The sequence below is a fragment of the Streptomyces sp. NPDC051684 genome (assembly GCF_044453445.1).
GTDB lineage: Bacteria > Actinomycetota > Actinomycetes > Streptomycetales > Streptomycetaceae > Streptomyces.
The window spans coordinates 109,954-122,742 of sequence record NZ_JBITCS010000015.1 but is presented as its reverse complement, the minus strand read 5'-3'; the positions used below and the strand labels follow the sequence as shown (position 1 = coordinate 122,742).

At 70.2% G+C, this 12,789-nt stretch carries 12 protein-coding genes and 1 pseudogene; 5 read left to right on the top strand and 8 right to left on the bottom strand.

Annotated features, from left to right (window positions below):
- Positions 1-87 precede the first annotated feature (87 nt).
- Positions 88-288 (top strand): annotated as a pseudogene (locus ACIA8D_RS19750) (sodium-independent anion transporter); the annotation flags it as partial.
- 914 nt (positions 289-1,202) lie between these two features.
- Here ACIA8D_RS19750 and ACIA8D_RS19745 read toward each other — a convergent pair.
- A complete protein-coding gene (locus ACIA8D_RS19745) occupies positions 1,203-1,709 on the bottom strand; it encodes a nitroreductase family deazaflavin-dependent oxidoreductase (protein ID WP_399233775.1) in 507 nt (168 codons plus the stop codon).
- Between the two features lie 165 nt (positions 1,710-1,874).
- Between ACIA8D_RS19745 and ACIA8D_RS19740 the strand changes: the two genes are divergently transcribed.
- The 3 genes from ACIA8D_RS19740 (at position 1,875) to ACIA8D_RS19730 (ending at position 4,248) form a co-directional block, all read left to right on the top strand.
- The gene (locus ACIA8D_RS19740; protein ID WP_399233773.1) at positions 1,875-2,966 is read left to right on the top strand and encodes a PP2C family protein-serine/threonine phosphatase; all 1,092 of its coding nucleotides are present in this window, start codon (positions 1,875-1,877) and stop codon (positions 2,964-2,966) included.
- Positions 2,967-3,055: 89 nt separating this feature from the next.
- Positions 3,056-3,559: a MarR family winged helix-turn-helix transcriptional regulator gene (locus tag ACIA8D_RS19735; RefSeq protein WP_399233930.1), complete on the top strand. Its 504-nt coding sequence runs from the start codon at positions 3,056-3,058 to the stop codon at positions 3,557-3,559.
- Between the two features lie 242 nt (positions 3,560-3,801).
- Positions 3,802-4,248: a hypothetical protein gene (locus ACIA8D_RS19730; RefSeq protein WP_399233770.1), complete on the top strand. Its 447-nt coding sequence runs from the start codon at positions 3,802-3,804 to the stop codon at positions 4,246-4,248.
- Between the two features lie 42 nt (positions 4,249-4,290).
- On the opposite strand, the gene ACIA8D_RS19725 is transcribed toward ACIA8D_RS19730, so the two are convergent.
- From ACIA8D_RS19725 to ACIA8D_RS19695, 7 genes are all read right to left on the bottom strand, one after another.
- A complete protein-coding gene (locus tag ACIA8D_RS19725; RefSeq protein WP_399233768.1) occupies positions 4,291-4,890 on the bottom strand; it encodes a TetR/AcrR family transcriptional regulator in 600 nt (199 codons plus the stop codon).
- Positions 4,891-4,987: 97 nt separating this feature from the next.
- Positions 4,988-6,061, bottom strand: a complete 1,074-nt coding sequence (locus tag ACIA8D_RS19720) for an ABC transporter permease (protein ID WP_399233766.1) — start codon at positions 6,059-6,061, stop codon at positions 4,988-4,990.
- Positions 6,058-7,311, bottom strand: coding sequence for an FtsX-like permease family protein (locus ACIA8D_RS19715; protein WP_399233764.1), 1,254 nt, complete (start codon positions 7,309-7,311; stop codon positions 6,058-6,060). Before ACIA8D_RS19715 ends, ACIA8D_RS19720 begins: the two co-directional genes overlap by 4 nt.
- 8 nt (positions 7,312-7,319) lie before the next feature.
- Entirely contained in the window at positions 7,320-7,811 is a 492-nt protein-coding gene (locus tag ACIA8D_RS19710) for an ABC transporter ATP-binding protein (RefSeq protein WP_399233928.1), read from the bottom strand.
- 17 nt (positions 7,812-7,828) lie between these two features.
- Positions 7,829-8,050: an ATP-binding cassette domain-containing protein gene (locus ACIA8D_RS19705; RefSeq protein WP_399233762.1), complete on the bottom strand. Its 222-nt coding sequence runs from the start codon at positions 8,048-8,050 to the stop codon at positions 7,829-7,831.
- 97 nt (positions 8,051-8,147) lie between these two features.
- Positions 8,148-10,091, bottom strand: coding sequence for a galactose oxidase-like domain-containing protein (locus tag ACIA8D_RS19700; protein WP_399233760.1), 1,944 nt, complete (start codon positions 10,089-10,091; stop codon positions 8,148-8,150).
- A gap of 188 nt (positions 10,092-10,279) precedes the next feature.
- A complete protein-coding gene (locus ACIA8D_RS19695) occupies positions 10,280-12,007 on the bottom strand; it encodes a chloride channel protein (protein ID WP_399233926.1) in 1,728 nt (575 codons plus the stop codon).
- Between the two features lie 197 nt (positions 12,008-12,204).
- On the opposite strand from ACIA8D_RS19695, the gene ACIA8D_RS19690 reads away from it, so the two are divergent.
- Positions 12,205-12,612, top strand: coding sequence for a hypothetical protein (locus ACIA8D_RS19690; RefSeq protein WP_399233758.1), 408 nt, complete (start codon positions 12,205-12,207; stop codon positions 12,610-12,612).
- The last annotated feature ends 177 nt before the right edge of the window (positions 12,613-12,789 follow it).

Genomic DNA, 12,789 nt, shown 5'->3' with positions numbered 1-12,789 from the left:
CGAGAGTTGAAGCCGATCCACGCCTCGGGCATGTCCATAACGCTACCGGCGCATGCTCGAACAACGACCACCCTGGCTTGACGAGTTACGTGCCTGAGGGGCTTCCTGGCGGGCGCATTCCTGTTGGTGCTGTCAAGCGTGCTCGGGCCGGTCGTCTCCGACATCCCCATGGCCGCCCTGGTCGACGTGATGATCCTGGTCTTCGCCGGCACGATCGACGGGCACTCCATCAAGCCGAACACACTGAAGCGGACGCCACCGGGCGAGACCGTCGCCATGAGAACGACCCCGACGACGTCGTCATCGCCCTGTCCGGCACCCACGCCTGACACGCCTCATTCAGCAGGAGCGGCCCCACACGCACGAACCTCCCCCGCGCCATTCGATCAGCGGCGTCCTGTCGACTTCCCCCGGCTCGAGAACGATCCCGAAGTTCCGGATCAGTCGCAGCACGTCCGGGACGTCATGCACTGTCGCGATGACCAGGCCCTGAACAGAGACCTGACGGCCGTCGGGGGCCGAGGGCTCGTGCACGACCACCGTCGCCTGTCGCCCGAAGGGTCGGCCGGGCGGCACGGGGCAGGTCCAGGGGCGGCGGCCGGAGGGTCGGCGGTTGCGTATCGGTGGCAACGTCATCGGTATGAACTCCGGGGTGACACGGTGAGGTGGCGGTCGTGCGGTGGCACGGGGCAAGCGGCTCGCGCAGGGTCAGGTGTTCCGAACGGCCGGTCGAGAGGGTGTTTGCAGCTCCGCGGACGTCGGGCCGGGCCTCGCTCGGGACGGCTTCGTATTCGCCGTCGGGTGCTCGCTCGGGATGTCCTCGGACTGCTGCAGCATGACGCCGCCCGGCCGATCGGTGTCGGCCGATGAACCGGCGGGCGCGCGGCACATGATGGCCAGAATCACCAGCAGTACGGTGGCGGCGCCACCGACGCGGGCGGCGTGACGGCGACGCGCCCGGCCCCCGATGTGAGCCCATGCCTCTGAAGCCGTACGTTCTTTGGGCTGCCACGGTTCGCCCACGAAGCCGGTCCGCCCGGGGGCGCCCAGTGGGTCCGCGCACGGTCGCACCGCACTGGACGCGCGGTCGTGCGCGGCCGGCTCCCGAGGGGCGGTGCGTCGTATCGCGTGCTCGTCGTCCTCCAGGAATCGCTGCCAGACTTCCTCGGGAAGGGAGCCGGGCGAGGACGGTTCGTCTCGGTTCACCGTCTCCCCCACTCCGCCGACTCCAGGCGTACGAACGGTATCTGCCGCCCTGCACGACGGTAGGAGTCCGCGGTGCCGTCGACCTCGATTCCCATGAAAGCGCACAGCCGGCGGGCGGCCCGTGGATGCCGGGGCGCGTACCGCGCCATGATGTCGCTTCCTTCCTCCGGGGTCAGGAAGTGGGCAGTGACGGCGTAGTGGCGGTTGCCGACCTGGATTTCGGTCTTCGGGGTTGCGCGCAGGTTTTGGAACCAGGCGGCTTTGGGACCGAAGCCGGAGGCGAGAATCCAGGTTCCGTCGACGGAATCGTGGGCGACGACCTCCAGGACGACCCGACGGTCGAGGCCGCTGACCCGCCCGGTGTGGTGCAACAGCAGGAGCCGCCTGCCGAACAGGGGGCCAAGGCCCATCCGATAGAGGCCGATGGGAAGCCGGGCGAGGCGACGCGTCCACCCCCGTGGCAGTTCAGGGCGGTTCGGTGTGGTGCGTTCGGGTGTCGTCATGCCATCGCCTTCCCCAAGACGGTGCTGCGGACAGCGGACTCGATTGGGTAACGGCTCCCCGTCCGTTCCCGTGAGGCGAGGCAATCTTTGCATAGTCTAAAGCTCGGGGGGAGGGTCGCTCGGCGAAGGCGGCTCGCACGCCGAAGCAACACCGCCGGGAGCACCATGGCCACCATCGTCGAGGGACAGGACCGACAGCTGGTTCTGTCCTGGCTGCCCGTCGCGGCAATGGCGGTTGTGGCCGGGGTGGACCTCACAGCCGGTCCTGAAGTGGGGTTTCTTCCGCTGGTGTCACTCGGGCCCGCCTTCGCCGGGCTGATCGGCACATGGCGGCGCACCATGCTGACCGGCGTGGTCGCGCTGGTGCTCTGTGCGAGCCTGGGGCTGTACGACGGGCTGTTCGAAACCCGACGGGGGTACACGGCGATGTTGTCGGTGGCCGGCGTCACCGCGACCGGGGTCGCAGCCGCCGTCATGCGACGGCGGCGCGAAGCGGAGTTGGCCAGCGTCAGATCGATCGCGGAGGTCGCACAGCGAGTCCTGCTGCGGCCGGTCCCCCGCAGCGCGGGACCACTCAGAGTCGCGGTGTCGTACACCTCCGCCCTGGCCGAGGCCCGCATCGGCGGCGACCTGTACGAGGTGGTCGCCTCGCCGCACGGAATCCGGGTCATCGTCGGTGACGTGCAGGGCAAGGGACTTGCCGCCGTCGAAACCGCGGCTGTCGTCCTGGGTACCTTTCGGGAGGCCGCGCACGAGGAGCCGGACCTGTCGGCCATCGGCGCCCGACTCGAGCGCAGCATGGCGCGCGAGGCCAATGGAGAGAAGTTCGTCACCGCGATCCTGGCCGAGGTACGGCCGCAGACGGAGCAGGTCGTGTTCCTCAATCACGGCCATCCGCCACCGCTTCTCCTTCGCGAGGACGGCACGGTCGACCTGCCGGAACCGCCCGCGTTCGCGCTTCCGCTCGGCCTGGGGATGCACGGCGGCGACTCCCCGGCCCCGTACCCGGTCGAATTCCGGCCCGGCCAGCAACTCCTGCTGTACACGGACGGGGTGACCGAGGCCCGTGACGCCACCGGGGCCTTCTATCCACTCCCCGAACGTGCGCCGGCTCTGCTCGCCTGTGAGGACGCACAGGGTGCTTTGGAGATCCTGCGCGAGGACGTGGTCCGCCATGCGGCGGGTCCCCTGCATGACGACGCCGCGATGCTCCTGCTGCGCTATCACCGGCCTGAGGACGCAAAGGGCGGGCAATGAGTTGCGGCAGAGGCGGAACAGATGATTGCGCATCCGCGCAGGCGCGATAGAAAGAGGACATGGCGAAGCACAGCGCCCCGCTCGGGGTCATGGACGATGTCGATGCGGTGACCCGCGCCGTGCTGACGGCGTCGCGGCTGCTCGTCGCGGTCTCGGCGAGGTCGCTCGCGGAGGTCGAGGACCGCGTCACGCTTCCACAGTTCCGCATGCTGGTGGTTCTCTCGACCCGGGGCGCGACCAAACTCGTGGCGCTCGCCGAGCTGTTGCACGTGGCGCCCTCGACCGCGATGCGCATGGTGGACCGGTTGATCGCCGCCGGGCTCGCGGACCGGCAGATCAATCCGGACAACCGGCGCGAGACCCTGTTGCAGCTGACCGACGAAGGTCGACTGACCGTGGAGAACGTGACCATGCGACGCTGTCAGGAGATCGCCGGGATCGTGGAACGCCTCGCACCGGAGCACCGGGCCTCGCTGGTCGATGCCCTGACCGCGTTCAACGAAGCCGGTGGTGAACCTCCCGCCCCGGACGGCACTGATACCGATCCGCACCCGCTGGGCTGGGCCAACCTGCCGTCGGGACACAGCACCTGACCCGCCTTCACCACACCGCCTTCACACAAGCTGCCCTCATTTTGCATAATGCAAGGGTGATGGCCGGTCGTTTTGAGGGAGGGGCTCATGCGAGGTGAACAGGATCGCCGCTGGCGCCCCCATCCGGGCAGAACCTTGTCGACCATCTCCGGACCACACTGTGGGGTCCCGCCGAGTTCATCGGCCTGCCGGGCCGCCCGCCCGCACTGGGCAGCGGCGAGGTCGGGCTCTTCGTCCTCGGCGTGGTGCTCGTCCACCTGGCCACGGTTCGCGCCGGTCGCGCGCTGATCGGCGTCGTCGCCGCACTTGGCGTATGCCTCGCGCTCACGACACCGCAGATCGCCGCCGGCGTGGCGCTGAAGACACGGGGACGAGTGGAGTCCTTGCATGTCACGGCGGTGGAGAGGGCCGAAGAGGCGGCTCACTCCGCGGCGCGTCGCCTCTGTTCGGTCTCGGGCGGCACGGCGACCGAACCGCTCACCACACAGGTATGGCGCGGATGCACCGCCGCGAAACAGCCGGGCGAGCAGCTCGCGGTGGTCTACGACCCCAAGCAGCGGGCACCGACACGCGGTCTCGCCGCACCCGGCGAACTGCGCACGGCCGGACTCCGACTGGCCGCGCTCGCCTCCCTGTTCGCCGCCGTGACAGCAGTGACGACCGTGCGCTCCTTCCGGCTCACCGTGTGAGGGTGCCGGGCACGGGCACCGGCCCGTGCGACGGCTGCGCCATCAGCCGTCCGCCACGTTTCGCTCGTCCGCGGCCGCAATGCCCGCGAGGCGGCGCATGGGGCCCAGCAGCGGGACCGCCCCCAGCCCGGGGTCGATGATCCGGTGCAGCACCAGGCCGTCGAGGACCGCCAGCAGCAGCACGGCCGTGGCCTCCGCGTCGCCCGTCCCGTTCTGCCTGGCCACCCACCGGGTCAGCGCGGATCGGCACTCGCCGAGAATCTCGCCCAGCTCCGCGCGCAGTCGCTCGTGCCGGGTCGCGGCCAGGAGTGTCTCGCTGAACAGCGTGGTGTTCTCACCGCCCGCCGCATAGCGGGCGACCTCCGCCAGGAAGAACTCGAGGCTCACTCCGCCGTCGACCCCCTCCTGGATTCCGGCCAGGAGTGCGCCGACCTCCTCGCGCAACGCGCCGAGGGCGGCCTCGATCAGCAGATTGTCCACGGAACGGAAGTGGTAGTGCACCAGAGCAGGGCGCACCTTGGCCCGGTCGGCGACCCGGCGGGTGGACACCGCACCCCAGCCGTCCTCGACGATCAGCTCGGCCGCGGCACGCAGTAGCCGCGCGCGCGTCTCGCGACCGGCTTCCTGCGAGGTCGGCGCCATGCTGTCCCCTCTCCGCGCTCATGCGACTTAGGCGTTCGACCAAAGCGTATGGTCGGCCACGTGAGCCGGGCAAACCACGGCCTGCCGACTCTCCGGGTCACTGGGCCCGTTCCCGCACCACCCGCGCGATGTCGAGCCGGCGCACCGCCCGCACGGCGGGCAGCTGCGACACGGCGGCGGCCCCGACGACGCCGACCGCGGCCAAGAGCAGCGTGGGCCATCCGAGGTCGAGCCGCATCGTGAACAGGTCACTGCTGAACGACCGCATGAACGCCCACGCCACCACCGTGCCCACGGCCAGGCCGACCGGCACCGCGAGGACCGTGGCCGTCAGATTCTCGGCGGCCAGCGCCCCGGCCACCCGACGCAGCGGCACGCCGGAGGCGCGCAGAGTGGCCAGTTCGCCGGTGCGTTCGGCGATGTTGACCGTCATCGTCACGTAGATCACCGCGAAAGCGAGGATGCCGCCGAGGATCAGCATCATGCCGGTGAAGATCCAGAACAGGCCCAGATAGCCGTCCACCTGCGCGCGCAGCGCCTGGGAGTCGGTGTAGGCGACCACACCGCCGAGGCCGGAGATCTGGGTCCGCAGCCGGTCGCGGTCGGCGTCGTCCGTGAAGCGAAGCAGCAAGCTGTCGGCCGGGGCGCCGGTCGCCGCGCGGACCGTGTCCAGGGATCCGTAGAGCGAGGTGCCCATGGGTTCCTCGACGAATCCGGCGAGGGCCACCCGGTGCGCCTTCCCTCCGGCGGTGGTGATCGTGAGCCGGTTCCCTGCCGTGACGTGCAGCCGGTCGGCGAGCGCCGAGCCCGCGAGCACTCCCTCGGCGGGCAGGCCGCGTGGGCGCCCGTCCCGACCCGGGAAGCCGTGCATGTCGGTGTCGGGCCGGTACCCGGTCAGGGAGGTGCCGTACGAGTCCCCGTGTGCATCGCCGCCTACTGCGTCTGCCGCGGCGACGGTCACAGGCGCCTGCATCGACGGCTCCACGGCCGTGACGCCGTCCAGGGCGCCCAGCCGGTCCGCCGTGTGGGAGGAAGCGGCCTGCGCGGTGACGGTCACGGTGGCATCCTGCCGCTGGACCTCGTCGAACTGGGTGCGCACCATCGTGCGCATGGTGGTGAGCATGCCGACGGAGGTCAGGACGAGTACCAGTGCGAGCACGGCTCCACTCATGGTGGCCAGGGTGCGGCGCTTGCTGCGGCCCAGGTCGCGCAGCGCCATCCGCCTGCTCGCCGGGAGGCGCCGGGCACGGGCGAGAGCCGCACCGAACCGGCCGGGCCGCCGCGAGCGCCGGCGCGCCCCGCCACCAGGCCCACGACGAGCTCGAACGCCACACCCAGCAGGGCTGTTGCCGGGTGCCGTCCCACAACCGTGTCCGGGATGCCGAGTTCTGAGGTGTAGGCGCGGGTCATGGCGTCGGTGGCCACGGCGCCGGCCCCGACGCCGGGGACGGCCCCGGCGGTGCAGGTGATGACGGAGTGGCTCAGGTAGTGGCGTACGACGGCGCCGCGCGCCGCCCCGGCGGCGAGCAGCGTACCGATGACGCGGCGCTCGGCCAGTACAAGCCGGGTGAGCAGGACGTATGACGCGACCCCGGCGGCAGACAGGAACAGCAGCGGGAAGGCGACGGCGATCTCGTTGAAGCCCTTGAGGTCCTCTGCGAGTGTGGCGTTGGAGGGCTGGTCCTGCTGTGGCTCGACATGGACGGCACCCGCGTCCCGGAACGCGCCGGTGGCCCGGTCCTCGGTCGCGGATCCGGTGTGCGCGGTGAACTCGACGAGCACTTGGTTCGGGGCCTTCCGGCCGGCCAGTGCGCGGGCGGTCGGCTCGGGCACGTACAGCGCGGCGAAGGAGTGCGGGTCGGTGAGCGCCTCCTGGCGGCTGGACGCGGGCCACAGGTACTCGGGCGACTCGGCGACGCCGCGCACGGTGAGGGTGCGCCAGGCGCTGCCGTCGTAGGCGCGCACCCGGTCGCCGGGTTGGAGGCCGAACGTGTCGGCGGCGTACCGCTCGACGACGGCGCCGTCTTCGTCCCCGGCGGCGGGTGCACGCCCTTCGGTGAGGTCGAACCGGTTCACTGCGGGAGCGCCGCCGTCGTCGGGCAGCCCGATGACGCGCCCGGTCAGCTTCTGCCCGGTGATGGTCAGCGGCAGGTCGGCCTGTGTGCGCGTGGCCACCGCGCCGACCCCGTCCGCGTCGGCCGCCTGCGCGGCGAGCGGCCGGGCGTCCGGCGCGGTGGCGGTCAGATCAGCCAAGTGCAGTCGGCCATAGGTGCGTTCGTAGGACGCGCTGAGGTTGAGGAAGGCGTCGTAGCTGGCGACGAAGAGCGTGACGCCGAGCAGCACGGTGACGGTCACGGCGGCGAACTGGCCGAGCCTGCGCCGCAGATCGCGCCGGGTCTTGGTGAGCAGCACCCGTCGCATGGCGCGCCTCACCAGGTCACGGAGGCGATGTCGGCGGGGTTCGCCTGCCGTTCGACGGACTCGACCCGCCCGTCCCGCATCCGTACGACCCGGTGGGCCATGGCGGCGATGCCGGAATTGTGGGTGACCATGACCACGGTGCACCCCTCGCGATTGCAGCGCTGCATCAGCTCCAGGATCCGGCAGCCGGTCCCGGTGTCGAGAGCCCCGGTCGGCTCGTCGGCGAGCAGCAGGTCCGGGTCGGTGACCAGGGCGCGGGCGATGGCCACCCGCTGCTGACCGCCGGAGAGCTGGGCGGGGAAGTGGTCCATGCGCTCGTCGAGGCCGACGTCGGCAAGGAGTTCGGCGGCCCGTGCGCGCGCACCGCGCCCCGTGAGTTCGACGATGACCTCGATGTTCTCCCGGGCGGTCAGTGTCGGCACCAGATTGAAGAACGGGAACACGAAGCCGATGTGCGCCCGCCGGAACCCGGTGAGCCCTGTCGGCTTGCGCCCGGCCAGTTCCTGGCCGGCGACGGTCAGGCGGCCTCGTCGGCGGCCTCGATCCCTCCGATGGGGTTGAGCAGTGTGGTCTTGCCCGAACCACTGGGCCCGAGTACGACGACGAGCTCGCCCGGCTCAATGTCCAGATCGATGCCGCACAGCGCCCGGACCGAAGCTTCGGCGCTGCCATAGGTCTTGCTCACGCCACGGAACCGGACGCCGCCGCCCTGACGGCCCTGGGGCTTCGTCTCACTCACCCTGCACCTCTCGCCTTGGTCGACTGACCAAAGCGTACGCCTTGGCCGAACGACCAATCAATGGACACGAGGCTCCGCCGTTGCGGCACCTTGCCGGTCAGGTCGTCGCCTCGACCCGGACCCAGTCCGCCTTCGAGGGGGTGCCGTTCCGGTCGGAGCCGAAGACCATGTACCAGCCGGACGGGACGAGTGAGGAGCTCCGAGGCACGGACGCGGTGAGTGTTCCGTCGCCGCGCCGTTCGACGTCCAGGGCGATGGAACGCTGGTCGAAGTCCGTCACGTGGGTGGCCGAACCCGGGCGGATCAGCCGCACCTTGGCGATCCGGTCGGCGTCCCGCGTCTTCAGGGCGAGCCGGCCGCCGCGATGCACCGATGCCTGCCGGACCTTGAGGGCCGGACGGTCGCCGTGGTGCAGGTACGGCGGCTCGAACACCTCGACGCGCTGCTCGAAGCGGCCTGGACGACTGTTGGCCTTGTCTCCGAAGAGTGGGTCGGAGCCGAAGACCGCGACCCGGCCGTCGGGCAGCAGGAGTGCCTCGGTGTGGTAGTTGCGTCCGACGGTGGGGGCGGCGGCCTCGGTAAAGGCGTTCTTCTCCGGGTCGTAGATCTGCGAGCGCAGGACGTCGCTGGCACCGCGCCCGCGGTAGTCGTTGCTGCCACCGGTGGTGAAGACGGTGTCGTCGGGCATCAGGACGCTGTTCAAGTAGCGCGTCTGCTGCGGGAGTTCGGGACCGCGTGTGAACGCGGGCTTCTTGTCGTCGAGGTCCACGATCGCCGTGCGGGCCGTGGCCTTCTTCGACTCTCCGACACCGCCCCCGCCGAGCACCATGACCTTGTTGTCCTGCGCGGGCGGCAGCAATACGGACGAGGAGGTCTCCAGGATGTCCGGGTCCTCGATGCCGGGCACGGGGATGAAGGAATTGTCACTCAGATCCCACAGCCCCGGGGCGCGCCCCTTGTCGGCGGGCCCGTAGCCCGCGTTGGAGCCCGAGTAGAAGACGCGGCTCTTGCCGGTGACGAAGAAGGAGGGATACGTCGGGAAGTAGCGCGAGGGCGCCTTCGACCACGTCTTGGTGGCCGGGTCGTACAGCTCGTTCTTGCCCGGGACGACCTGCCCGATGTCGTCGAGGCCGGACACGGCGAGCACCTTGCCGTCCGACAGGGTGGTCAGCGTGGGATACCAACGGGCCTCGCTCATCGAGTCGACCTTGGTGTACTTCTCCGTCACCGGGTCGAACTCGTAGGCGTCGCGGACGCCTTGGAAGTCTTTCTTGTCAAGGCCCAGCTTGTTGGCGATGCCGTAGAAGTTGTCCGCATCCTCGCCCTTGAGGCCCTCGATCGCGTACTGCGTGGTGGTGTTGGTGATGCCGCGGCGCCCGTCGATGTCCGACTCGACGTACACGCGGGCCTCGCTGGCCGTCACCCTCGCCGTGCCGGTGGCGCTCACGGCCTTCTTCGCCGCCGGGACCCGCACTTCGAACTGCGAGCGGTACTCCGCCCCGTCGGGCGAGCGGAAGACGGTGCCCTTGGGGAAGGTGCGGGACCGGTCCGGGTCCTCGTTCTTGACGAGCATCGCGCCGCCCGCGCGCTTCACGTCACCCTTGAGCATTTCGTAGCGGGCCGTGCCGCCCGCGACCAGGACCTTCCCGTCGGGGAGTTGGGCGTGCCCGGCACAGAACAGGTCCTCGGGCGTATCGATCTTCTGGAAGGTGTCCGCGGCCGGGTCCCACAGCGTGGACTTGAAGACTCCGCCGTTGAACTGCTTCACGTCGTTGCCGGATCCGGCGATCAGCAGCACCTTCCCGGTGCGCAGCAGGATCGCGTGGATCGAGTTGAGGTCGTGCCCGTCGGGCAGGTCGGCCAGCGACCAGTGACCCCGCTTCGCCTTGTACGACGGCTGGTCGATCTTCCACGCGTGGTACTTGCCGCCGGCCACGTCGAGCACGGCGGGCGCGTTCACCGCGGCGAGGACGACCACGGCGGCCGCCCCGAACCACGCTTTTCGCGAGGTGAGCCGGGAACGGACGGAGCGGGGAGCCATCGGGCCTCCAGGGGCGTTCTGCGAACTTGAACGCCACGACGACTACCGCGCCCGTTCATCACTCCTGCGGCGACACGCTCATTTGCACCATGCAAAATACGCCGAACCGGGCACCCACCCGGGCCCGGCGCCGAAGCGGCCCTCGCCCCAGGCGCGAGACGACCGTCCTCGTCACGGAGCAGACACACTCACGCCGCGACCGGTACCGCAGTGCGCGCCGCGTCCGGGTGGGGTCCCGAAGCACGGGCGGCGACCGCGTGCAGGACGCCCTGATGACTGAGCCACCCGATGGGCAAGCTCTCTCCCTCGTCCAGTACCGGCACCCCGGTCCCCGCCGCGGCGACAAGGATGTGCAGTGCCGCGGCGACGGTCTGGCCGCTGGTGATCCGGCGCGGCATGTCGGCGAGTTCACCCACCGTACGAGGTGCTCCGTCCGGCGATTCGGCCATCGCCTCGGCCACCGCTTGGGAGGTGACCACGCCGGCATACGCGCCGTCGGCGTCGAGCACAGGAAGTGCGCCGTGCCCGGACCGGCTCAGCAGCGCGGCCGCCTCGGACAGCGGGACGGCGGCGGACAACGGGGCCGGCAGTGGCTCCATGACGGCGGAGACGTGCAGACCGCCGATGACGGAGCCGGGAGCGGGGCCGTCCAGGTCGATGCCGCGCCGACGCAGCTTCAGGGTGTAGATCGTGTCCCGCGACAGGACGCGACCCGTGGTGGTGGCGAGCACGATCGCCAGCATCAGCGGCAGGATGATCGAGTATTCGCCGGTCAACTCGAAAAGGATGACCACAGCCGTGATCGGAGCCCGTGACGCACCGGCGAACGTGGCTCCCATCCCGACCAAGGCATACGCGCCGACCGCGCCGGCCGAGCCGGGGAACAGGCCGTGTGCACCTGCACCGAACGCGGCGCCCAGCATCGCGCCGATGAACAGGCTCGGCGCGAACACCCCGCCCGAGCCACCGATGCCGATGGTCAAGCTCGTAGCGATCATCTTGCCCACCAGCAGGAGCAGCAGGAATCCGACCGCGTACTGGCCCTGCGTGGCGTTCTCGAGCACCGGGTAGCCCACCCCGTACATCTGAGGGAGTGCCAGCAGGACCAGGCCCAGGATGAGTCCACCAGCCGCGGGGCGCAGCCACTCGGGCCCGCGCCAGGCCCAGTCGCAGGCGTCCTCGATCGCGTACAGGATCCGTGAGAAGCCGACCCCTACGGCGCCCGCGACGACGCCGAGCAGCGCGAACAAGGCGTACTGACCCAGGTGGTCGACGTGGAATGCGGGCAGATGAAGGAAGGCGACGTCGCCGAACGCGGCCCGGCCGATGACGCTCGCCGTGACGCTGGCCAGCACCGCGGCTCCGAACGCCTCCAGCGTGAACGCCTGCAGGATGAGTTCCATCGCGAAGAAGACCCCCGCCAGCGGCGCGTTGAACGTGGCCGCGATTCCGCCCGCCGCACCGCACGCCACGAGCAGCTTCATACGCTCCTCGGTGACCTTGACGTACCGGCCGAGCGTCGAACCGAGCGCGGAGCCGATCTGCACGATCGGCCCCTCGCGCCCCACCGAACCGCCGGAGCCGATGGTCAGCGCCGAGGCCAGCGTCTTGACGACGGCGACCTTCGGGCTGATCCGGCCGCCGCGCTGGGCAACAGCCAGCATCACCTCCGGCACACCGTGCCCGCGCGCCTCTTTCGCGAACCGGTTCACCAAGGGCCCGTACAGGAGCCCGCCCACCACCGGCGTGAGAAGTACAAAGAACGGGCCGAGCCAGGGAACATGCGGATTGCCGCTCCCCGGCGATGCCGCATAGTCGCCGTGCCCTGAGAACCAATGGGTGAATGTCTGGATGCACCACCGGAAGACGATGGAACCGAGGCCCGCCCCCGCCCCCACCAGCACCGCAAGAACCATCACCGCACCGGACCCGCCGCGCATCGAACGCACTGCTCGACGCGCGATCCCTCTACCCTGCATCACTTCCCCTTCCATATCTTTGCATTATGCAAAACATGTCAAAGGCAGAGGTTCGGTCACTCGCCGCACCTCAGGGCTTGCACCGTGCAAAGATGGCCCCGTCCGGTGCCCGACGCTCCATCCGGCAGGGTCAGATGAGACAGCTACCAGCCCTCTGGTTCGTCCTCAGCGTGGCGTGCGCGCTCTGCAAGGCGCAGGTGGCCCGCCTGGAGTTCGCGCCACCCGGAGTCGTCCCCGTCAGCTGGCAGTCCTGGGGGCTGGAGCGTCGCGCGTCCTATGAACACGTACGCACCCCTGACTCGTGGTGGCTGATCGTCGAGAGCGACGCGTACGAGAACGGCATCGGGGAGAGCCTCGACGCAGCGGACGTCGATCGTTTTCGCGTCGCATTCCGGTACCCCCGCACCTACGCGCAAGTGCACGCCGCCGGCCTCAAGGGCGATGCCGGGTTCTGCTCCGACTGCGATGTCCCCTATTGCGCTCATCACTGGCGCGGGATCGACTCCCTCGGCGCACAGTGCCCGCGGGGGCACACGCGCTGAGGGCTCCAGGGTGCCCGTCTGTCAGAAGTGCTGCGCGGTCCTGCCGAGACGTCACACCCCGCTGCCGACGTACCTTCGGCAGGGCTCCGCCGGGGCGCACGCTCAGCGACAAACGGGCCCGCCCGGCCCGGCTCAGCGGCAACCCCTGCGCACCCTCCGCGAGTTGATCCAGCCACC